The sequence below is a fragment of the Gracilibacillus sp. Marseille-QA3620 genome, assembly GCF_054950035.1.
In genome coordinates this window covers 1,125,279-1,145,711 of record NZ_CM143102.1, presented here as the reverse complement: position 1 = coordinate 1,145,711, position 20,433 = coordinate 1,125,279, and the positions used below count along the sequence as shown (strand labels likewise).

The window sequence follows — 20,433 nt, the reverse complement described above, 5'->3', positions numbered from 1 at the left end:
TACAAACTTTGAGGAGGAATTTAATTGAAAAAAGGAATGGCACTTTTATTTATTCCATTATTGTTAACTGGCTGTTCAGCAAACACTCAAGGAGATGGCTTTTTCCATCAGCTTGTTGTTTCACCGCTGACACATCTATTGGAATTTAATGCACAAATATTTAACGGAAATTATGGGCTTGGGATTATTCTTGCGACACTGTTACTTCGATTCCTGCTGCTTCCCTTAATGGCAAAGCAGTACAAATCCCAGGCAGAAATGAAGCAGAAGATGGAAACCATCAAACCTGAGGTAGCCGCTATCCAAGAGAAGTTGAAAAAAGCAACAGACATGGCCGAAAAGTCAGAGCTTCAACAAGAATTAATGAAGCTTTATCAAACTCAAGGCATCAATCCGCTTAATATGGGCTGCCTGCCGATGCTGATTCAAATGCCCATTCTTATGGGATTCTACCTTGCCATTAAAGGCTCGGCTGAGATTGCGACCCATAGCTTCCTCTGGTATAGTCTTGGCGATGCAGATATTATCATGACCTTAATTGCGGGTGCCGTCTACTACCTTCAATTCAAGATGTCCATGAGTCAAATGCCAGCGGAACAGCAAGCACAGATGAAAATTATGGGATTGATCTCCCCAATGATGATTATGTTCATCTCATTCTCAGCACCTGCCGCCCTTCCACTATACTGGTCGACGAGCGGCTTGTTCTTAATCGTCCAAAATATGTTCCTGCGGAAGAAATACAATCCAAAGCGTGTGGTCATTCCATCACTCCAAAGTGAGCCATCCGGCAAGAAATAAGAACGTTTTTAAAGGCTGTCTGATCCAATCAGACAGTCTTTTTATTACTTTGTACAACTTGTTATTTCCAAGCGGAATATTCGTAATGTTCAAGTAAATCATGGAAAACCTATGATGAGGATAAAGGTTCATTGTACAATAATAATAGAATCCAACATCAAGGGGTGTTTACCATGGTTAGCAAAGATTCAAAGAGAAAAGCCGCATTTGAAGTAAGTCTAGAACTTCTGGAACAAATTCGTTCCTGTCATGTTGAGATAGATTCTTTAAGCAAAGAATATCATGATGGTTCATTTTTTTCTTCCTCCAGTGACCAGCAGCTCATCGATGTGATCTTTGACCTTCATTTGCAGAATGTTAAATACATGCTTGATCGCACTCGTGAAATTAAGAAAATTGAGAAATCTGCAGCCGAGTTTGCGAGCCAGGTTGACCAATCCATCTGTAACTGCATCAATCCGGAAGAGATTGACGCTATTCGAAATCTTTCCGCTAACACAAAAGGCACCATTCATGCGGTCAAAGCCACAGCCGTTGATTAATTGTCCGTGTAAAAAGGCTCGAAAATTTATTCGAGCCTTTTTATTTCTTCGATTTCCCCTTTTTTTTACTCGGATCAAGCAGTGAATACAACCGCTCCTGTTCTTTTAGTTGTTTGTTGAAGTTAAATTTCTCCTCAATAACTGAGCGAGCCCTGCATGTAATCCCTTCCCATAATTCTGGATTATCGAGGTAATAAAGAAATCCTCTCGCAAGTTCTAGTACATCCTTCTCCGGTGTCAAATAACCGGTTTTCTTATGCTTCATCATTTCCGGAATTCCGCCATGCTCTGTCGTGACAATTGGGATGCCGATTGCCATTGCCTCCTTGATAGCGTTAGGAATCCCCTCAACATCACCACTTGAAGCCTTATGGCTGGCAAGACAGAAAATATGGGCTTTCTTTAGTTCCTCGGCAATCTTTGGTGAGGTCAAAGCTCCTCTCAATATGACCACATTATTCAGCATGAGACGGTCAATCAACGCCCGTAACTTTTGTTCATCTTTCCCTTCCCCAATGATGTGGAGCCGTGCATTTGGATAAAGGAAATGAATAAGATTGAAAGCATAGATTAAGGTTTCGTGCCCTTTTTTCTCAACCAGCCTTCCGACAGAAAGGATGCGAATTTCCCCTTTATTCGGCAGGGAATGACCGATAAAGGGGAAAAGGTCAAGCTCAATTCCTCCATAGAGAACATGGATTTTCTCCTCTGGAAATCCCATTTGTTTCAACCCATCTGCCAAGTATTCACAAACGGGAATGAACAATGCTCCATGCTCCTTCAAGGACTCATATCTTTTCATGCTTTGCTCAATGATTTCGGGCTCAGCCGAACCATCTCTCCCCCTAATGCTGACAATCAACGGAATATTATGCTCCACGGCGACAGGGAGAATTTCATTGGCATGGGAGCCGTGATGCGCATGAATGGCAATCACATTCATTTCTTGAAAGAATGTCTTTAAATCCGAGATTCTATTGATATTATAAAAATTCTCGAACGGGTATTGTGTATCCTCCGTTTGATCAAAGGGACCAAGTACAATCATTCTGTAGCGTTTGATATGAACAATCTGGTTGTAAATAAATCGTTGATGATTCTTAATCTTCTCCTTTATATATACAGCAATTGTCTTCATTTCAATACCCCCTTTAAAAGAAAACGGTATTTCTCTTTTTCACGGCCTGCCCAATATATGATGCTTTTTTTATTTTTCTCAAGCACCCCTATGTCCCCATACTTCAGCATGCTTGTGAGCTGCTTATGGAAATCGTGCGGAAACATAGAATCTAAAAGATAGAGCTCCATATAAGGTTTATCTTCCTCTAAGAATTTGAAGTAGATTGTAAACAAGCTGGCTAGCAATTTCTCCATATTTTGATTTTCTTTACGCATGAAGGACATCATCAAGAAACGAAAATCTTCAATAGGCGGGCCAAAGTGCGCAAAGTCAAAATCCATCACCAATACATTTCCTTTTCTTGTTAAGAAGGCATTATTCGTGTTGAAGTCAGCATGACAGATCATATGCCTTCCTTCCATTTTTTGCAGATAATTTTCAACATCTATATTTTGAATATGATGAAAAACCTTCAGACCCATACGGGTCATTTCCACTAGTTCTGCTTTCAAAGCAGGATTTTTGACCCTATCTCCCCAATAAATAATGTCCTTTATCTTTAGGGTGTAATCCTTCATGAAATCTTCCAGCTTTATCCCTTCAAGACTTTCATCAATTCCTCTTAATTCTTTAAATCTGGCTGTTTTATGAAAAGCAGCAAGTGCCTCTATACGCCTTTCAATCGTTATCCTCTCTAATGATTGAACAAATTCATTCACATAATAGTAGCGGTCATTTTTCCGAACATAAGCCTCACCATTTTTTGTCAAAAGGACAGGGGGTACTAAAAGGCCGCTTTCATATAATTTTTGGTGCAAAAGAATTGGAAATACGGTCCTGGATTGTTCTAACCGTTTAACAACAAGCCTTCTTCCGTACTTCTTATCCTTGATAAGCCAGACCTTATCATGCTTTAATTCAGAAATAATCTCATAATCTGATCCAGATAAATTATATTCACTCATCACTTCCGGTAGTGTTTTTACATGCTGAGGTTCCATTTTGCCCTCCTTTAAATCACGCCTTGCCTTCAAGTATTTATATATGGCATTAAACTTACTCCACAACCATCCTCTTCGTATAATAAATGCCGCCTCCTCCCTATCCGTATATACGTCTGTCCCAAAACTGTAAAAAAGACATTTTAAAGCAACTGCCAAAGCCCCTTGGCAGCTGCTCCAGTGGTATTAGCCTTTCTGTCTTGTCCATTCTTAAAATACTAATCTTCGCTATCCTGTAAATATCGCTGCAGGGCGATGTATTCCTCCGTCATAGCTATGTCATACCTTTTGCCAGTTAAAACCTTGCCATAGCATCTCTCTGATTCAAGCACCTTCTTGATGCTGTCTGTCAGCTGTATTTCGGCACCCGCTCCGGGCTTTTGCTCTGCGAGTGCATCCATAATAGAAGAGTTAAATACATATCGGCCGATGACCGCCAAGTTAGATGGAGGGTTTGTTTGCGGCTTTTCAATCATGTCCAGCACTTCAAATAAATCCTCACGCTCTTGTTTCACTTGAGCAACACCATAGTTTTTCAGGAATTCTTCTTCTACCGCCTTTAATGCGACCACATGACTTTTCGTCTCTTCATAAACCTTAATCAGCTCCCCGAGACCGCCCCCGACAACGATATCATCTGGAAGCAAAACCGCGAACGGATCATCTCCGACAAATTCCCTCCCTAATCTCACAGCATCTCCCAACCCTCGTGCCAGTGGCTGCCTTGTGTAATATAGTTTGACATCGGGTAATTTCACCTTATTCATTAAAGCGGATTTATTAGCCTTCTGCAGAAACATTTCCAGCTCTAGCGAATGATCGAAGTAATCAATGATTAAATTCTTTGACCGTGAAACAATAATCAGGATTTGTTCAATGCCAGCTGCAGCTGCCTCTTCAACAACATATTGAATAGAAGGTTTATTATGAATAGGGAACAATTCCTTCGGGATAACCTTTGTAACCGGTAAACTCCTTGTACCAAAACCGGCTGCAGGGATGATGGCTTTCTTGATCAATAACTCTCCCCCTTTCTTGGCACGATTGCTACATCATATTCAAAAAATGATAAGAGGACACGTTATTTGTGGAAATTAGGCGAATGCAAGGGACGCTTATCTACCTCTCTTAATAAGATAAGGAGTACCAAATCATCGGGAGGGTTAGCATTATGGAAATTTGTGTAATCGGCGCTGGTTATGTCGGCTTAACGCAGGCAGCCGTATTAGCCGATTTAGGTCACGCCGTTTGCTGCGTGGATACGAATAAAGAGAAAATCGAATCATTATCACAAGGAGAGATACCGATTTATGAACCCGGCTTAAAGGAATTGGTTGTAAAGAACAAGGAGCGCCTGTCCTTCAGCTCTTCCCCAATAGAAGCTATTAAACAATCATCTGTTGTTTTTATCGCCGTTGGTACACCTGCTATGATAGATGGTCAAACCGATCTTACCTATGTACAATCTGTCATCGATCAATTAGCTGGTGCACTAATCTCCTATACGACCATTATCACGAAAAGCACCGTTCCTCCAGGAACCAATGAATGGATTTATGATACATTGATTGCTAAAGGTGTAGACCCGGCACTCTTCTCCGTTGTTTCTAATCCTGAATTCCTTCGTGAAGGCTCTGCCTTACAGGACATGTTCCATGCCGATAAGATTGTCATTGGAAAAAAGGATGATGACAGTCGTTCCCTTCCAATCCTGCAGGAAATCTACAAAAAATTAGCCTCTCCGTTTGTGGTGACTAGCTTATCCGGAGCAGAAATGATTAAATATACCTCCAATGCCTTCCTTGCTACAAAAATTTCCTTTATTAATGAAATCGCCCGTATTTGCGATTCATATCACGTCAACATAGAGGATGTCGTAAAGGGCATTGGCCTTGATCCAAGGATCAGTCCCCATTTCCTTCAATCCGGTATTGGATATGGCGGCTCCTGCTTTCCAAAGGATGTTCGCTCACTTGAGCACAGTGCTTTGAAGAAGCAGATCATCCCTCTTATCCTGCAGGCTGTACAAACAACCAATCAAACACAGGTCCAGCTCTACCTGCAAAAGATTCAAGAGCATTTCCCTGATATGGCTGGGTTAAGAATAGGGGTACTTGGTATTGCCTTCAAACCAAATACAGATGATACCCGCTATTCACCTGCCATTGCACTCATTGAGCAATTGAGTGATCTTGGCGCAGAAATACGTACTTATGACCCTAAAGCTCATTTGCCTGTTCCGATTGAAAAGGTAACAGAATACAGCACAATGAAAGATGCCATAACAGGAGTCGATTGCGTCATTATCGCAACAGATTGGGACGAGTTTAAGAAGGCTGACTTCAAACAGATGAAGGATCTGATGAGAGGGAATACAATTGTCGATGCGAGGAATTGCTTAGAGCCGTCAGAGGTTTATAAAGAAGGCTTGCACTATATCGCCGTCGCTCGCTCCTAAAAGAAAAACACCGCCGGATAAGCTGTAAGGCAATATGCCTTATGCTTTCCGGCGGTGTTTTATTGTTTAATCTTCACGTTCGTCCTTACGATTTTTCTTAAGCATCTTGGAGAGGATTTCATAGACGATTGGCACAATCACAAGTGTCAAGGCAGTTGATGAAATCAACCCGCCAATAACGGTCACGGCAAGGTCCTGGGATACTAGGCCGCCTCCGCCATTTCCAAGAGCCATCGGAAGCATTGCACCAATGGTTGCAATGGCCGTCATGAGGATTGGTCGAAGACGAGTTGTACCCGCTTCTAATATTGCCTCACGCATGCCCATACCGTCATGCTCCATATGGATAATCCGGTCGACAAGGACAATGGCATTCGTGACGACAATCCCTATCAGCATCAGAAGACCCATCATAACGGAAACGGAGATTGTCAAATCGGTCAAGTACAATCCAACGAATGAACCGATAACCGCAAATGGCAAGGAGAAGAGAATCGCAAATGGGGCGAGACCCTCACCGAATGTTACAACAAGAATGAAATACACAATCGCTATGGCAGCAATCATGGCAATTCCAAGCTGTGTGAAGGTTTCAGACATATCAGCTGCAACACCCTCTACTCCAGTCGTAACTCCCTTCGGCAGCTCGAGATTATCAATCTTCTTATCAGCTGCAGAGGTAGCTTTAGAGATGTCATCATCGGTAATGGTTGCCGTTACAGTCGCATAATATTCTCCCTTGCTTCGAGAAAGCGTATTTAAGGTTGTATCTTCTTCTACTTCAACGAGCTCAGACAATGGCATTGGTGTTCCGGTCGCTGTTGGAATCTCTGTTTCTAGTAATTCCTTCAGGTTCTTCGCCTGTACTTTTGCTTCATGCTGAACGACTACCTCAATGTCTTCACCGTTGCTTTCAACAGTTGTCAATACTTCCTTCGAGGAGTTTTCATTAAGTGCCTGAACAATTTGAGCAGTTGTCAATCCAAATTGGAGCACATTCTCCTGATCGACGACAAAGACGTTTTCTACATATGGATCTTCGGCATCGGATTCAATATCCTCAAGTCCATCGATATCCCCTAAAGCTGCTTCTATATCTTTAACGGACTTATTCAAATCATCTAAGTCTTCACTGTAGAGTGTATAGCTGACTTCATTGGATGCTACAGACATGGATGTGAAATCCTGTGTTTTCCATTCACCGGATTGGCCGAGGTTGAAGAGATACTCTTCCACTTCTTCCTTCGCAGCCGGGAAGTCCTTCATATCCGGGTCAAAGATGAGGTACATTAACGCACCATCGCTGCCGCCCATCATCATGGCTGCAGGGTCCGCACTTTCACTATCTGTAACAGATACTTGAAGAATATCAATATCGTCACGTTTCATTAATGCTTTCTCAACTTCTTCAATATTGGCAAGTGTCTCATCCTCAAGCTCGCCAGTTGCAGGAGAATAGGTTACATACATCGTTTTCTCCTCTTCAGAGCCGAGGAAGCTGAAGCCAATCAACGGCATCAAGGCAAGTGATCCTGCAAGGAGGACAACCGCAATGATAGAAGTGATAATCTTATGGTTCAATGCTTTTTCTAGTACACCTTTATACCAGTTTGCCAGTTTACCAGCTTCTTTATGCTGCTTATCATCTTTCTCACCATACAATTTCTTGCGGAAAAGTGTATGGGATAAAACTGGAACAATCGTGATTGCAACAAGCAGTGATGCACCAAGTGCAAATGTCATCGTCAGTGCGAACGGCGTGAATAACTCGCCAACCATTCCACCGACAAAGATCATTGGCGCAAATACAGCAACCGTGACTAAAGTGGATGAAAGAATCGGCTTGAACATCTCAATGGTCGCCTCACGAATGAGCGCTCGCCCATGGAGTTTCTCATCCTTCAGGTGCATCCGCCTGTATATATTCTCAACAACAACAATGGAGTCATCTATTACCCGGCCAATTGCGACCGTTATCGCTCCTAATGTCATAATGTTCAATGTGATATCCAGCCAATTCAATAGCAGAAGCGCCATGAAGACAGATACTGGAATGGAAATAATCGAGATAATCGTAGACTTCACATCACGAAGGAATAAAAGAATGATTAAGACGGCAATCAAACCGCCAAACAAAGCTTTTTCGACCATCGTAAAGACAGATTCTTCAATTGGTTCTCCTTGGTCAAGAGTTACATCGATTTCAAGTCCGTCCATTTTTTCTTGCTCATCTTTAATCAAGTCCTTAACGGCATTTGCAACCGTTACGGTATTCGCTTCCTGACCCTTTACGATTTGAATGGAAATGGCGTCCTCGCCATTCGTCCGGGAGACAGATTCAACCTTGCCCACCTTTTCAATTTTAGCAATATCCCCTAGCTTCACGAACGGAGCCGGGTTTGCTTCAGATGGGGTTACTGGAATCAGCAATTCCTTTAGCTCATCTACTGTTTTTAACTTACCATCTACGCTGATGGCTTCTTCTTTATCTTCAAATTCGTATAGTCCGAGTGATAATGCCATATCACTCGCTTGAACCATTTGTTTCACGTCATCTTCTTCAAGACCTAGATCAGCCATTTTCTTTTCATCATAGGTAAAGTTAACTTCTTCAATATGCTGACCTGTGATGGAAGCTGACGCAACACCGTCAATCTTCTCGATTTTCGGAAGAATGCTATCTTCAACTGTTGATGTCAATTCAACAATATCCTCTTCCGTACTGCTTATGGACAATGCCATGATTGGCATCATATTTAAGCTGATTGACATGATGGAAGGCTCTTCAGCATCCTCTGGGAGGTTCACGTTATCAAGTGCGGACTGAAGCTCTCTCTTCTTCTCATCCATATCAACGCCATAATCATATTCCACTTGTACTTGGGCAACAATCGAGGAGGAAGTTGAATAAACAGCCTTTACATCCTCTAAGCCCTCGACTACTTTTTCCATCGGAATCGATACATCATTCATTACTTGTTCCGGAGTAGCTCCTGGATAAACATCCATTACCATCAAGTAAGGAATGGAGATATCAGGAATTGATTCCATCTTCATTCTCGTTCCTGAATAAATGCCTGAAGCCGTAATAATGATGGTTAATAACCAAACTGCCAGCTTATTCTTCAGGACAAAATTGACTAAACCTTTCAAGTTCACACCATCCTCATGTATGTAATTTTTCTCACATTCTTGTTTTCTGTCTAATCACACCTTTTGTGCAATTGACTAAATTCCTACAATTACTTATAATAATGACCAGCCGGTCATATGTCAATCATTTAGTCAGGAGTGTTAACATGGTGAAGAGACAGCTAATCATGGATACAGCATTGGAACTATTCGCTGAAAACGGGATTGAATCCACATCCATCAAGCAAATAACAGATCGATGCGGGATATCAAAAGGAGCATTTTATCTTTCCTTTACATCAAAAGATGAATTAATTTTTGCGATGATTGAGCATTTCATTAGTGAGTTTGTGGCAGAGATTGACCGTTCAGTCAGACAATCCATGAATTCAGATAAATTGCTCTATAACTTTTTCTATTCATTTTTCAGTCAATTCCAAGGGAAATCGCAGCATGCCAAGATATTCATGAAGGAAAATCTAACCGCATTGAACCAAGAAATCTTCCTCGTGCTTAATAAGTACGATGAATTTATAAATTCTATTATTTTCTCTATCATCGATCAGCAATTCCCGCAGCTAAATGAAAATATGCGGGCAGATTTAGCCTATACAATCAAAGGCTTCTCTAAATTCTATCCGGAATTATCCATCCTATCCAATTACCCGGTAGACCTGGATTCCTTATGTCAATCACTTGTGGAGAAAACGATCATTCTTGCACGTGAAGCGTCCATTCCATTCGTCACAGCAGAGTATTTCAACACACCTTTATTGAGCTGCCTCTCCCCTTCAAAGGAACAGCTTCTCGAGCTGCTTGAGAAAACGAAAGGCGAGATCACAGATGAAATCATCGAGCAATCCATCAGCTTACTTAGCCAAAATCTCGAGGAGATGACTTTGCCAAAAGCCGTTATCCAAGGATTGCTAAAGAACCTTCAAGCAAATTCACACAGCAAATGGGCAGCTTATCAGTACGAGTTATATAGTGAACAGCATGAAAAGGCAGAGTGACCAAAATCACTCTGCCTTTTCATTTAATCTAAAAAAGACAACCGACAAAAAGCATCGATTGTCTTACTAGCCATTTATGCTTTCACTTGATAAGTATTCGAAAGCTCACGTGCTGCACTTCGCACCCTATTCATACCTTCTTCAATGATTTCCATTGCCTGGTCAGGCTGTGCGTTATGACCTTCAATGACGACCTCATGAATAATTTCCATTCCAAACAATGAACCGAATACAGTTCTCATATAGTTAACACTCATCTCCATAGGTGCCATTTCTGGAGTAGAGTAAATACCGCCGCGGGCATTGAGAAGAACAATTTTCTTATCTGGCATTAATGGCACGAGATTTCCCTCAGCATCATATTTAAAGGTAAAACCTGAGGCATAAATGTAATCAATAAAGGTTTGCAGCTTTGCCGGAATGGTTAAATTCCAAAGAGGGAAGGCAAACACGATAATATCTGCACTAGCAAAGGCATCCATGGCTTTTTGCTTTGCTTTCAACAGACGGCTTTCTTCCTCAGTTAACTCTTCACCTGATTGGTTCTTGCCAAATGCATCGAATAAAGTCTGCCCGAAATAAGGGGTATCCTCTTCATACACATCATAAGTGGAAACATTCAGTTTCCCTTCTTCTCGCACGGTCTCCATAAATACTTCATACATCTTGCTGGAGATTCCCTCTGTCGCCGGACGATTATTCGCCTTAACCACTAACACATTTGTCATTTATTCAGTACCTCCAATTACTCCATTTCATTTATATCCTACTTAATTCCTACTCATTCACCCCGGAATTAGCTGAGTTAGAATATCACTGTTTAGAAAAATTCACAAAAAATCTAGCTCAGATTAATAAAAAACAGAACGTTCTTCCCATTTCATCATCTGCACATCTACTCTATATATCCTTAGGACACTCCAAAAGAATGATTTTAATACAGGAAAATCAGATTAAGTCCATATAATTGTGTAAAAAAAGAGAGTCATTTTATTCACTCTTGGCAACACTGTTTTCAGCTACGAAAAATTAGTGGAAAAGAGGAATATAAATGACTCAGTTACAGTTTAACCTTGATATGGACATTTTAAAAGAATCCGTTATTAATTCTAATCTAGATACTGTCATTAAATCGGCGGTTGTATTGGTCTTAAACGAGTACATGGAGAAAGAGAGAGATGAGTTCATCCAAGCCTCGGCTTATGAGCGCACCAACCAGCGACGTGATTTTCGAAACGGCTACTATGATCGTGAGTTGACGATGAGTATCGGCAAGCTTGAGTTGAGGGTTCCCAGAACTCGAAGTGGTGACTTCTCCCCTACGGTCTTCGAGAAATATGCTCGTTGTGACCAAGCCTTCATCTTATCCATGCTGGAAATGGTGATCAATGGAGTCTCTACCCGTAAGGTAACACATATCATCGAACAGCTTTGCGGTGAAAGTGTCTCTAAATCATTTGTTTCTTCTCTTACTCAAAAGTTGGATCCCGTTGTGAACGAGTGGGCAAATAGACCATTAAATATGGATACTTATCCTTATCTTTTCGTGGATGCCATGTACATTAAAGTGCGGGAAAACCATCGGGTTGTATCAAAAGCTGTCTATATAGCGACAGCTATAACGGAGAAAAACAAAAGGGAAATCCTCGGCTTGAGCATAGATCATGTGGAAAGCTTCGAAAGTTGGTCGAGATTTTTCCAACAGCTTAAATCTCGTGGTCTCCAATCCCCAAAACTCGTGATTTCCGATGCACATCAGGGTTTACAGAAGGCCATCCAGCGTGAGTTCATTGGGACTAGCTGGCAAAGATGTAATGTCCATTTTAAGCGCAACATAATCGAGAAGCTTCCCAAAAAGAATTCGGAAGAAATACGGAGCATGATCAAGCGAGTATTCGGAGCTGTAAAAATAGAGGATAGCCGGCGTTTCAAGGAGGAATTAATGAAGCAATTTAGTGACGAACCTAAGTATGAAAAGGCCCTGGAAATACTTGATGATGGATATGAAGATACCATCCAATACATGAGTCATCCCGCGAAGATGCATCCTCATATCCGTAGTACAAACTCACTGGAACGACTAAATCAGGAAGTCCGCAGAAGAGAAAAGGTCATACGGATTTTTCCAAACACCCAATCTGCGTTTCGGTTAGTGGGAGCTGTTTTGATGCATTATCAAGAATCTAGCTATGACAAGAAAAAATCTCTTGGTAAATAGGTCTATTTTAAACTTCCATCCATGATGATTTCACAATCAGTGAAGGTAGTCAAAGGAAAGGGCGTCTTTGACAACCTTCACTGATTGTGAGCTAGGGAACCATGGAAGTTTCGCTCAAAAAAATGTAGGGGGGAAACAACAAACCAATCAAACTAAGATAGCGGAAAACAGTTGTTTTAGTAATTTACACAAAATTGAGGACTTGACTGGAAAATCATCACACCTAAATAGTGGGTATTTAAAGCGATGTATAAGCGGGTAAGAATAGAAGAAAAAAGATAGTAGGTGACCGATATGAGTGTGAGCAAGGTGGACTTCAAGAAGATAGAGAAAAACTTATACAACCCGCCGACGCGGCCTGTAATGGCTGAAGTACCTGAAATGTCTTTTTTGATGGTGGACGGAAGCGGGGATCCAAATGATGAAAAAGGGGAATACCAAAAGGCTGTCGAGATGCTCTATACCCTTTCATATACAATTAAGATGAGTAAGAAAGGAAGTCATCCGATTGATCATTATTTTGAATACGTTGTTCCGCCTCTTGAAGGACTGTGGTGGACAGAGAATCCTCATGACCTCTCAGATAAGAAGCATTTCCTGTGGACTGCTATGATTCGCCAGCCAAGCTTCGTTAATGAGGAGGCCGTGAAATGGGCGAAGGAGGAAGCTAGCAGGAAAAAACCTTCATTAGACTTTACAAAGGTTTATCTGTCCGTATATAAGGAAGGCAGAACGGTCCAAATGATGCATATAGGATCCTATGATACTGAACAGGAAACCTTCAAACAAATGGAGGAATACATGGTAGAGCATCAGCTGCAAAGACCATTGACGTGTGAAAGAAAGCATCATGAAATCTACCTTTCTGACCCGAGAAGAACAAGAACGGACCGGCTTAAGACGATAATCAGGCTGCCTGTTGAGCCAATGGAAGGAAAAGCCTGAACACCCCTTACGTGTTCAGGCTTTTCTTTTGTGTATCTTCTAAAATCAATTGTTTTAATGACACCGCTGGGCGTATAAGCTAATAACGACGTAATCAAACGTGTTCTCCTTAAACAAAGAATTATATCGTTGATTGTTTCAATTCAAATAGCTTCCCACTGAAGCATTAGAACCACTGCTGCGGGGAATCGCAAGCCGTGTAATTTTGCTATGATATCAACTATGATATAATAGATTCACATTTTCCTTTTTTTACTAGGTAAACAAACAGGTTCCAACACTGCATGATCTGCTGTATATAAACAACCGGACCTGCTCTTGTCCATCCATAAATGAGGCAGATTACTTTTCTTGCAGGAGGGGATACCATGTATACTGTTTTCTCAACTTTCCTTGTTCCAGACGAAAAAGCGGATGAGGTTATTCAAATCTACCAAAATCGTTCGAAGCTTGTTGACCAAGCTGCAGGCTTTATTGACTTTCTGCTCCTGCAAAACGATCGCCGATCAGGTGAATTAACTGTCCAGCTTCTTTTCGAGACGAAAGAGGATTATTTAAATTGGGCAAGAAGCAAGGAATTCAAACAAATCCATGATTTAGAGAAGAAGTACCCGGATCAAGAACTAGCTGCTATCATTCCAAAGGTGACAAAATATAAGGTGGTAGCAACTTAATGAATACGACACAATTAATCAATCAAGTGACCATTCGTATATACGAACGTGACCCTTCCTTAAAAGAACGATACGGGGAAAAGGGCATTGCAAAATGTAAAGCGGACAACCAGCATCACTTAGACCATCTCCACACCGCTTCAGAATTGAAGGATTCAACCATTTTCACAGATTACACTAGATGGCTGAATGGAATCCTTCAGAAATTCCATATGGGAACGCAAACTCTCCTGGATAACTATGAAATCCTTGAAGAAGAATTAAACCATGTCCCGGAATCCGATCTTTCGTTAGAGAGAAGAGAAGCCTATCAAGCTCTTCTTTTGGAAGGTATACAGCTATTGGAGGCTGAAAAAGCAAAAGAGGAGGCGTAGGATATGTACAAAGCAACCGAATTCGCCGATATTCTGCTAAAGGGCAACTCTGTTCTCGCGTGGGAATATATAGAGAAGTATAAGGATGAAGAAATCCTCACAATCTATGAGAATATTATCACACCTGCCATGCACCAAATAGGGGCACTCTGGGAAAACAATGAAATCACCGTCGCGGATGAACATATAGCAACCGCTGTATGCGACTTTGTCCTCTCACGGATTTCTTCCATTCATATGTCAAGGCATGGTTCAGCTCCCCGTAAACGTGCCATGTTTTTATGCTTAGAAGGAGAACAGCATTTTCTTGGCTTGAAAATGGCTAATTTTCTGTTCATCGACCACGGCTGGGAGACGAAATATTTCGGGCCTAACCTGCCTTTAGAATATGCCCGGCATACCGCAGCAGAATGGGAGCCTGACGCGATTGGCCTTTCTGTATCCATCGTCACCAATCTTCCAAAGCTGAAATCCTATTGTGACCAGCTTGAAGCCATCTCCCCTTCTGCCACAATATTTGCCGGAGGCAGATTGGGAGCCAAGTACGACCTGACCAGTCATATTAGCAGAAACACACAAATTGTTGGAGATTTAACAGTCATAAATGATTGGCTGAAAAATTATCAAATGGGAGAAAAAGAAAATGCAGCTTATTGATATCCCGCTTCCCCTCCCTTATATAGTGATTGAATCTAATGGCAAAATTGTCAGCTCGAATTCACGGGCACTCAATCTCTTTGACCTGCGTACCAAGCAAATTGATGACATTATCGACCAGGAAAGCATGAATAAATTAATCACCAACACATTGCAGCAGGATGAGCAGCATCCCATTGAGGTCGTATTAAAAACACGAAGCAATCCCCTTTCCCTCTTTGATTTATTCATCTCATGGGATCACGAGGATAAGCTTCACATTCTTTTCGCCTCAAAGGATAAAACGACTCAAGGCTATACCGACCAAATCATGCAGCTGCAAAGCCGCCTGGCCAATACAAACTTTGAGCTATATGAACAAAAGGAAAAATTGGAGAGAACGATTTACCGATTGAACTCGCTATCCGGCCCCTTCATCCCCTTAACGGCGACGATGGGATATATCCCCTTATTCGGCGATCTAACGGAGGAGATGATTCATGTGATCTCTGCCAATGTCCTGCATTCCATCTTTGTTGGTGAGTATGACGATGTACTGGTAGATCTCACCTCCATCGCGGATATTAAGGAGAGTGGCATCAGCAAGTTTATGGACCTCCTCAAGACCATTCATCTCATGAATGGGAATAAGGTACAAATTATTGGTGCAAACCCGCGGCTAGCCAAGATCCTTTATAAAGAAAAATTTAACCTATATGTTACCTTTAAGCCTTCCTTACAATATGTACTGAAGAAATATTATCAATAAAAAGGTACAAGCCAGCAGCTTGTACCTTTCCCTTTTATTCCTTGGAAGCGAGTCCGACAGACTGGAAGATATAACGATTATCCGATACCGCACGCACGAGAAAATCTGCGACATCTGCGCGGGAAATGCTGCGGCTACCGCTCGGAATACCTTCAGTTGTCTCTTCATAACGCCCTGTATGCGGCTTATCCGTTAAGCCCATTGGTCTAGCAATAGTCCATTTGAAATCATAGGACTTATAAACCTCGACTGCGTGGCGATGGTCTTCAAGGACATTACCAAGCAGCTTCATTGTCATTTTCCCCATCATGCCTGGTATTTCCTTGTCAATTCCAGCAGAAGCCATGTAAACAATCCTGTCCACTCCATTACGCGCCATCGCCTCTGCTACCGTACCAGCCATTTCACGCAGAATAGTTGTCTTTCCCAATCCACTATTAGATCCTACACAGGAGATTACCGCCTCCTGTCCCTTTATGGCAGAATTAACAGCTTCACTATCTGTTCCGTCCCCTTGCACGACTGTCAGCCGCTCATGAGTCAGCTTGAGCTTTTCTGGTGTGCGCATAAATGCCGTTACGTTATGGCCTGCATCTAATGCTTGTTGAACAGCCAATTGCCCTGTTTTTCCCGACGCCCCAATAATTACGATATTCACGTTCTTCCTTGCCCCCATCTTATCGTTTTCCTTCTCATTCATCATATCACCATTCCATTCGTCAGTCCTCTACAGTGCTTATATAGCCCTATTTATCAACCATCCTACATTTCACCCTTGATATTGCGAAGAAACTGCCGAAGTAAAGATTAGAGAGAAATAAATTGTCATCTCTGGAACATCACCATCTAATAGGGAGCTGAAGGAAATGGCTAGCATTGCGACGGATATTTTCTATCAATTTTTCAAGGATGATGGAAAATTAAGAGACATTTTTGTCACAAGAACCTCTAAGGAGGACTGGAACCAACTGTGGGATTTTATCCTTCAGAATTCCAGCTCAGTCCTTGTCGTGGATGGACAAGAAACTCATAAACTTCCGCAGAGGATCCATGGACTTTTTGCAGAACTATACAATAAGCATATTTATCTTTATATTACCTACGAGGGTGCGCGGTTTGCCCTCCATTTCATACACCTGAATAAAATAGAATTTGATGTGTGCCCAAGGGAGATTAAAGATGTTGACGGGCTAATAGCCATCCTGAATTTCATGAAAAGGATTGCCCGCCTCCTTGGCAAAAACATCTCACTCTCAATGGAGAATAGCCATAATCACCCTTTGTTGACCATTACCCCGGCTCATAAATGTATTCCTCATTACCGTAGTATGAATAGCCTTTCCTTAAAGATAATCAACTAGAATAATCTGTATTTTTTCACTTTTCATAATTGCGCAATGTCACGTTTTGTGCTAAAGTTAGCAAGAATTAAATACGACAGTTCGTTAGACCATCCTGTCGCTAAACAAAACTAGGCATATACACATGAACTACAGTGTAAGATGGGCCTTTTTAGGCCCTTTTTTTGCACTCCAGGGGATTTGCATGCTGAAAAACGTTTAGCCTGCAAATCCTTTTTTTGTGTATATAGAGGAGGAAAACAATGTTTATCCTAAAGAGTGAAATCCAGTTTGACACAGCCCATTATTTAAGCGGCTATACCGGAAAATGCGCCAATCTGCATGGCCACCGTTACCGCGTAATCGCCAAGGTGGCAAGTGAAAGCTTACATGCAGAGGGACAGCTTAGGGGCATGGTAGAAGATTTCGGGACAATTAAGCAAGCCTTAAGAGAAATCGAGAAATTATTTGACCATAAGCTATTGATTGAAGATAACGCGGAAGGTCAGGAAGTTGCCCGTCAACTGCAGGAAGGCCCCACTGACTTTGACTTATACATGGTTCCTTATCGCCCGACAGCAGAGGAAATGAGCCGTCATATATATCAGCTCTTGAAAGAAATGAATATACAAGTCTGTGAAGTTGAGGTTTTCGAAACGCCTACTAATAGCTGTACATATTCAGAGGGTCCCATATGTTCAAGGTGATTGAACGATTTATTTCGATTGATGGTGAAGGTCCAACATCCGGCGAGCTTGCGGCCTTTATTCGCTTTGAGGGCTGCAATCTTCGCTGTACCTGGTGTGACACGAAGTATTCATGGGACGGCTCATGTGCCTATGAGGAACAAAGTGCAGAGGAAATTTATCAATACATCAAGGAAAGCGGTGCCCGCAATGTGACATTGACTGGCGGGGAACCCCTTTTGCAGAAGGATATCCTTCTATTATTGGACCTTCTATCAGCCGATACGGAACTAAGAATTCATATTGAAACAAACGGTGCTATGGATATTGGCAAGTATAAGGAACGATATCACGGCACAAATATTTATTACATTCTTGACTACAAGCTACCTGGCAGCGGGATGCAGATGACAATGAAGGAAGCTAATTTCAAGCATATCGAACAAGAGGATGTTTATAAATTTGTCATCGCCTCTGAAGAGGATCTGCAGGAAACATGGAGAATCGTCAGCGAGCATGAGCTAACAAAGAAATGCCAGGTTTTCCTCAGTCCCGTTGTTGAATCCACTGAGCCAAAAAGGATTGTTGAATTCATGATTGACCATAAATGGCATGATGTCAGGCTGCAAGTCCAGGTTCATAAGGTAATTTGGCCAAAGGATATGCGAGGAGTGTAAGGATTTAATTGATTGGAGTGGATGAAATTGAGTAATAAAGCTATTGTTGTTTTCAGCGGAGGCCAGGATTCAACGACCTGTCTGTTTTGGGCGCTGGAAAAATTCGATGAAGTGATTGCCGTTACATTCGACTATGGACAGCGTCATCATTTAGAGCTGGAATGTGCTTCAGACATCGCCCGCGAGCTTGGGATTGAACATCACATTTTAGATATGTCCCTATTAAACCAGCTTGCTCCAAATGCCCTCACGAGAGAGGATATTGCCATAACCGAAGATGAAAATGGACTGCCTTCTACTTTTGTGGAAGGACGGAACATGCTGTTTCTCACCTTCGCGGGTATCCTGGCAAAAACAAAAGGAGCCAGCCATCTCGTAACAGGTGTCTGTGAAACGGACTTCAGCGGGTATCCGGATTGCCGCGATGTATTCATCAAGTCCCTCAATGTCACGATGAATCTTGCCATGGACTTCCCCTTTGTCGTCCATACACCCCTAATGTGGCTCGACAAATCAGAAACGTGGGAGCTCGCTGATACCTTCGGCAAGCTTGAATATATCCGAACGAAAACATTAACCTGCTACAACGGCATAATCGGTGATGGATGCGGTGAATGCCCGTCCTGTAAGCTGAGACAAAACGGACTAGATATCTATCAAAAAAGGAAAATGGTGAATGCACAATGAATCATGAAGGAAGAGATGCAGCAGAACTAGATGGCGTTACCTTGCTTGGAAATCAAGGGACAAAATATCCATATACGTATGATCCATCCATATTAGAGATCTTCGACAATAAGCATAATGATAATGACTACTGGGTGAAATTCAATTGTCCTGAATTCACAAGCCTATGCCCGATTACAGGCCAGCCTGACTTCGCAACAATTTACATCAGCTACATCCCAGGACCCAAAATGGTTGAAAGTAAATCGTTGAAGCTCTATCTTTTCAGCTTCCGCAATCATGGCGATTTCCATGAGGACTGTATGAATATCATCATGAAGGATCTTATTAAGCTAATGGATCCCAAGTACATTGAAGTCTGGGGCAAATTCACCCCGCGCGGCGGCATTAGCATCGACCCGTATTGCAACTACGGTAAGCCTGGTACAAAATTTGAGGAAATGGCTATGCACCGCCTGATGAATCATGATATGTATCCGGAGAAGATTGATAATCGATAAGATTGGCGGGGCTTTGTCCCCGTTTTTTATTTGAACAGACATGGTACTTAATGAAGTGGAGCAAAGAATGATGGCAGCGTTTTTCTATGTGAATCGCCCATACCGTTTGAATATTGAACGTCTCATAGCCCCCCAACTCCGCTCCAAAAATCAAGCACAAAAAAACCAATCCCTCATCGGAATTGGTTTACGGTTGTTTGTACAGCCGCCTTTGCCGTTACATTATAAGAAAGTTTTAAACCACCACTTCAACAAGTGGGTGTTCGCAATTATGTTCCTGCATGTCCCCCATGTCATCTAGACAGAGGCTTGTCATTTCCATAAATTTTTAAAACTCCCTAATACAGCTTAAAGGTTAAAACTTAATTATGCATCACGTACAACGCAGCTTGTATTAGTATAATACACCCTTTATCGCCAATTAGCAACTGCATCAACTTACAAATACTTGGTTATTCAGCCCCATTTTTATCTTGTGTAGGTATAATCAGAGAAACGTTCCAGATTTTATGTTATATTAATATTAATACAAAACGTAATATGTTTATTTCTGCACTAAAATAATCTAGTCTTTTATGTGTAAAAATAATCAAAAATTTACATTTTATATTAAGAATGGTAGTATTATTATTATTCTAATTTATTTATTTGGAGTGTTTTAGTTGCTACTAAAAATGATGTCTGCTGAGGAATTGAAAGAATGCATTACTGATTTAAAACGGAAACATTCTGATTGTATCTTTATGCATGGATTTTATCATGAGCGTACTGCTGAAATCAGCAAGAGGCTGCAAGTTTACATCGATTTTTACAATGAGCATTACGGCAAAGGCAGCCAGTAATCCTGCAGCCTTTCTAAC

22 protein-coding genes and 1 other RNA gene are annotated in these 20,433 nt (G+C 41.6%); 16 read left to right on the top strand and 7 right to left on the bottom strand.

What is annotated here, in order from left to right; all coding sequences use genetic code 11:
* Positions 1–24: 24 nt before the first annotated feature.
* A complete protein-coding gene (gene yidC, locus ACY8DX_RS05870) occupies positions 25–801 on the top strand; it encodes a membrane protein insertase YidC (RefSeq protein ID WP_439802533.1) in 777 nt (258 codons plus the stop codon).
* Between the two features lie 173 nt (positions 802–974).
* Complete coding sequence (locus ACY8DX_RS05865) at positions 975–1,343, top strand: hypothetical protein (RefSeq protein WP_462406366.1); 369 nt, start codon at positions 975–977, stop codon at positions 1,341–1,343.
* A gap of 40 nt (positions 1,344–1,383) precedes the next feature.
* Here ACY8DX_RS05865 and ACY8DX_RS05860 read toward each other — a convergent pair whose 3' ends face one another.
* The 3 genes from ACY8DX_RS05860 to ACY8DX_RS05850 all read right to left on the bottom strand — a co-directional run bounded on the left by ACY8DX_RS05860 (position 1,384) and on the right by ACY8DX_RS05850 (position 4,483).
* Positions 1,384–2,481 (bottom strand): glycosyltransferase, encoded by a 1,098-nt coding sequence (locus ACY8DX_RS05860; RefSeq protein WP_049671708.1) that lies wholly within the window; start codon positions 2,479–2,481, stop codon positions 1,384–1,386.
* Positions 2,478–3,464, bottom strand: coding sequence for a phosphotransferase (locus tag ACY8DX_RS05855; RefSeq protein ID WP_462406365.1), 987 nt, complete (start codon positions 3,462–3,464; stop codon positions 2,478–2,480). Before ACY8DX_RS05855 ends, ACY8DX_RS05860 begins: the two co-directional genes overlap by 4 nt.
* Before the next feature lie 218 nt (positions 3,465–3,682).
* Positions 3,683–4,483 carry a UTP--glucose-1-phosphate uridylyltransferase gene (locus ACY8DX_RS05850; RefSeq protein WP_462406364.1) on the bottom strand — a complete coding sequence of 267 codons (801 nt, stop codon included), beginning with the start codon at positions 4,481–4,483 and terminating at the stop codon, positions 3,683–3,685.
* A gap of 152 nt (positions 4,484–4,635) precedes the next feature.
* Here ACY8DX_RS05850 and ACY8DX_RS05845 point away from each other — a divergent pair, with 152 nt between their 5' ends.
* Positions 4,636–5,922, top strand: a complete 1,287-nt coding sequence (locus ACY8DX_RS05845; RefSeq protein ID WP_462406363.1) for a UDP-glucose dehydrogenase family protein — start codon at positions 4,636–4,638, stop codon at positions 5,920–5,922.
* A gap of 66 nt (positions 5,923–5,988) precedes the next feature.
* Here ACY8DX_RS05845 and ACY8DX_RS05840 read toward each other — a convergent pair whose 3' ends face one another.
* Positions 5,989–9,075, bottom strand: coding sequence for an efflux RND transporter permease subunit (locus ACY8DX_RS05840; protein ID WP_462406362.1), 3,087 nt, complete (start codon positions 9,073–9,075; stop codon positions 5,989–5,991).
* A 146-nt stretch (positions 9,076–9,221) separates the two neighbouring features.
* Between ACY8DX_RS05840 and ACY8DX_RS05835 the strand changes: the two genes are divergently transcribed.
* Positions 9,222–10,067 (top strand): TetR/AcrR family transcriptional regulator, encoded by an 846-nt coding sequence (locus tag ACY8DX_RS05835; RefSeq protein WP_462406361.1) that lies wholly within the window; start codon positions 9,222–9,224, stop codon positions 10,065–10,067.
* 74 nt (positions 10,068–10,141) lie between these two features.
* Here the strand turns inward: ACY8DX_RS05835 and ACY8DX_RS05830 are convergent, their stop codons facing one another.
* A complete protein-coding gene (locus ACY8DX_RS05830; protein WP_462406360.1) occupies positions 10,142–10,795 on the bottom strand; it encodes an FMN-dependent NADH-azoreductase in 654 nt (217 codons plus the stop codon).
* Positions 10,796–11,118: 323 nt separating this feature from the next.
* Between ACY8DX_RS05830 and ACY8DX_RS05825 the strand changes: the two genes are divergently transcribed.
* From ACY8DX_RS05825 to ACY8DX_RS05800, 6 genes are all read left to right on the top strand, one after another.
* Positions 11,119–12,285 carry an IS256 family transposase gene (locus tag ACY8DX_RS05825; RefSeq protein ID WP_462405874.1) on the top strand — a complete coding sequence of 389 codons (1,167 nt, stop codon included), beginning with the start codon at positions 11,119–11,121 and terminating at the stop codon, positions 12,283–12,285.
* 294 nt (positions 12,286–12,579) lie between these two features.
* Positions 12,580–13,230 carry a GyrI-like domain-containing protein gene (locus tag ACY8DX_RS05820; RefSeq protein ID WP_462406359.1) on the top strand — a complete coding sequence of 217 codons (651 nt, stop codon included), beginning with the start codon at positions 12,580–12,582 and terminating at the stop codon, positions 13,228–13,230.
* A gap of 368 nt (positions 13,231–13,598) precedes the next feature.
* Entirely contained in the window at positions 13,599–13,904 is a 306-nt protein-coding gene (locus ACY8DX_RS05815; protein WP_439802530.1) for an antibiotic biosynthesis monooxygenase family protein, read from the top strand.
* Positions 13,904–14,278, top strand: a complete 375-nt coding sequence (locus tag ACY8DX_RS05810) for a hypothetical protein (protein ID WP_462406358.1) — start codon at positions 13,904–13,906, stop codon at positions 14,276–14,278. The genes ACY8DX_RS05815 and ACY8DX_RS05810 overlap by 1 nt, the downstream gene beginning before the upstream one ends.
* A 3-nt stretch (positions 14,279–14,281) precedes the next feature.
* A complete protein-coding gene (locus tag ACY8DX_RS05805) occupies positions 14,282–14,935 on the top strand; it encodes a cobalamin B12-binding domain-containing protein (protein WP_462406357.1) in 654 nt (217 codons plus the stop codon).
* Positions 14,922–15,683 (top strand): STAS domain-containing protein, encoded by a 762-nt coding sequence (locus ACY8DX_RS05800; protein ID WP_462406356.1) that lies wholly within the window; start codon positions 14,922–14,924, stop codon positions 15,681–15,683. The genes ACY8DX_RS05805 and ACY8DX_RS05800 overlap by 14 nt, the downstream gene beginning before the upstream one ends.
* Positions 15,684–15,717: 34 nt before the next feature.
* Here the strand turns inward: ACY8DX_RS05800 and ACY8DX_RS05795 are convergent, their stop codons facing one another.
* Positions 15,718–16,386 carry an NAD(P)-dependent oxidoreductase gene (locus tag ACY8DX_RS05795; RefSeq protein ID WP_462406355.1) on the bottom strand — a complete coding sequence of 223 codons (669 nt, stop codon included), beginning with the start codon at positions 16,384–16,386 and terminating at the stop codon, positions 15,718–15,720.
* Positions 16,387–16,549: 163 nt separating this feature from the next.
* Between ACY8DX_RS05795 and ACY8DX_RS05790 the strand changes: the two genes are divergently transcribed.
* The 5 genes from ACY8DX_RS05790 (at position 16,550) to queF (ending at position 19,573) form a co-directional block, all read left to right on the top strand.
* Positions 16,550–17,044: a hypothetical protein gene (locus ACY8DX_RS05790; protein ID WP_049671720.1), complete on the top strand. Its 495-nt coding sequence runs from the start codon at positions 16,550–16,552 to the stop codon at positions 17,042–17,044.
* 242 nt (positions 17,045–17,286) lie between these two features.
* Positions 17,287–17,730 (top strand): 6-pyruvoyl trahydropterin synthase family protein, encoded by a 444-nt coding sequence (locus tag ACY8DX_RS05785; RefSeq protein WP_462406354.1) that lies wholly within the window; start codon positions 17,287–17,289, stop codon positions 17,728–17,730.
* Positions 17,718–18,386 carry a putative 7-carboxy-7-deazaguanine synthase QueE gene (gene queE / locus ACY8DX_RS05780; RefSeq protein WP_462406353.1) on the top strand — a complete coding sequence of 223 codons (669 nt, stop codon included), beginning with the start codon at positions 17,718–17,720 and terminating at the stop codon, positions 18,384–18,386. Before ACY8DX_RS05785 ends, queE begins: the two co-directional genes overlap by 13 nt.
* Before the next feature lie 21 nt (positions 18,387–18,407).
* On the top strand, positions 18,408–19,073 hold the full coding sequence (gene queC, locus ACY8DX_RS05775) for a 7-cyano-7-deazaguanine synthase QueC (RefSeq protein WP_197089988.1): 666 nt from the start codon (positions 18,408–18,410) through the stop codon (positions 19,071–19,073).
* A complete protein-coding gene (gene queF / locus ACY8DX_RS05770; RefSeq protein ID WP_049671723.1) occupies positions 19,070–19,573 on the top strand; it encodes a preQ(1) synthase in 504 nt (167 codons plus the stop codon). Before queC ends, queF begins: the two co-directional genes overlap by 4 nt.
* Positions 19,574–19,771: 198 nt before the next feature.
* Here the strand turns inward: queF and ssrS are convergent.
* Positions 19,772–19,967: non-coding RNA, 6S RNA (ssrS, locus tag ACY8DX_RS05765), on the bottom strand.
* Between the two features lie 268 nt (positions 19,968–20,235).
* Here ssrS and ACY8DX_RS05760 point away from each other — a divergent pair.
* Complete coding sequence (locus ACY8DX_RS05760) at positions 20,236–20,415, top strand: hypothetical protein (protein ID WP_462406352.1); 180 nt, start codon at positions 20,236–20,238, stop codon at positions 20,413–20,415.
* The last annotated feature ends 18 nt before the right edge of the window (positions 20,416–20,433 follow it).

Coding starts and splice junctions, on each gene's coding strand:
- ACY8DX_RS05865 (WP_462406366.1), top strand. CDS start 975: ATGGTTAGCAAAGATTCAAAGAGAAAAGCCGCATTTGAAGTAAGTCTA.
- ACY8DX_RS05860 (WP_049671708.1), bottom strand. CDS start 2,481: ATGAAGACAATTGCTGTATATATAAAGGAGAAGATTAAGAATCATCAA.
- ACY8DX_RS05855 (WP_462406365.1), bottom strand. CDS start 3,464: ATGGAACCTCAGCATGTAAAAACACTACCGGAAGTGATGAGTGAATAT.
- ACY8DX_RS05845 (WP_462406363.1), top strand. CDS start 4,636: ATGGAAATTTGTGTAATCGGCGCTGGTTATGTCGGCTTAACGCAGGCA.
- ACY8DX_RS05835 (WP_462406361.1), top strand. CDS start 9,222: ATGGTGAAGAGACAGCTAATCATGGATACAGCATTGGAACTATTCGCT.
- ACY8DX_RS05830 (WP_462406360.1), bottom strand. CDS start 10,795: ATGACAAATGTGTTAGTGGTTAAGGCGAATAATCGTCCGGCGACAGAG.
- ACY8DX_RS05825 (WP_462405874.1), top strand. CDS start 11,119: ATGACTCAGTTACAGTTTAACCTTGATATGGACATTTTAAAAGAATCC.
- ACY8DX_RS05820 (WP_462406359.1), top strand. CDS start 12,580: ATGAGTGTGAGCAAGGTGGACTTCAAGAAGATAGAGAAAAACTTATAC.
- ACY8DX_RS05815 (WP_439802530.1), top strand. CDS start 13,599: ATGTATACTGTTTTCTCAACTTTCCTTGTTCCAGACGAAAAAGCGGAT.
- ACY8DX_RS05810 (WP_462406358.1), top strand. CDS start 13,904: ATGAATACGACACAATTAATCAATCAAGTGACCATTCGTATATACGAA.
- ACY8DX_RS05805 (WP_462406357.1), top strand. CDS start 14,282: ATGTACAAAGCAACCGAATTCGCCGATATTCTGCTAAAGGGCAACTCT.
- ACY8DX_RS05800 (WP_462406356.1), top strand. CDS start 14,922: ATGCAGCTTATTGATATCCCGCTTCCCCTCCCTTATATAGTGATTGAA.
- ACY8DX_RS05795 (WP_462406355.1), bottom strand. CDS start 16,386: ATGATGAATGAGAAGGAAAACGATAAGATGGGGGCAAGGAAGAACGTG.
- ACY8DX_RS05790 (WP_049671720.1), top strand. CDS start 16,550: ATGGCTAGCATTGCGACGGATATTTTCTATCAATTTTTCAAGGATGAT.
- ACY8DX_RS05785 (WP_462406354.1), top strand. CDS start 17,287: ATGTTTATCCTAAAGAGTGAAATCCAGTTTGACACAGCCCATTATTTA.
- queE (WP_462406353.1), top strand. CDS start 17,718: ATGTTCAAGGTGATTGAACGATTTATTTCGATTGATGGTGAAGGTCCA.
- queC (WP_197089988.1), top strand. CDS start 18,408: ATGAAATTGAGTAATAAAGCTATTGTTGTTTTCAGCGGAGGCCAGGAT.
- queF (WP_049671723.1), top strand. CDS start 19,070: ATGAATCATGAAGGAAGAGATGCAGCAGAACTAGATGGCGTTACCTTG.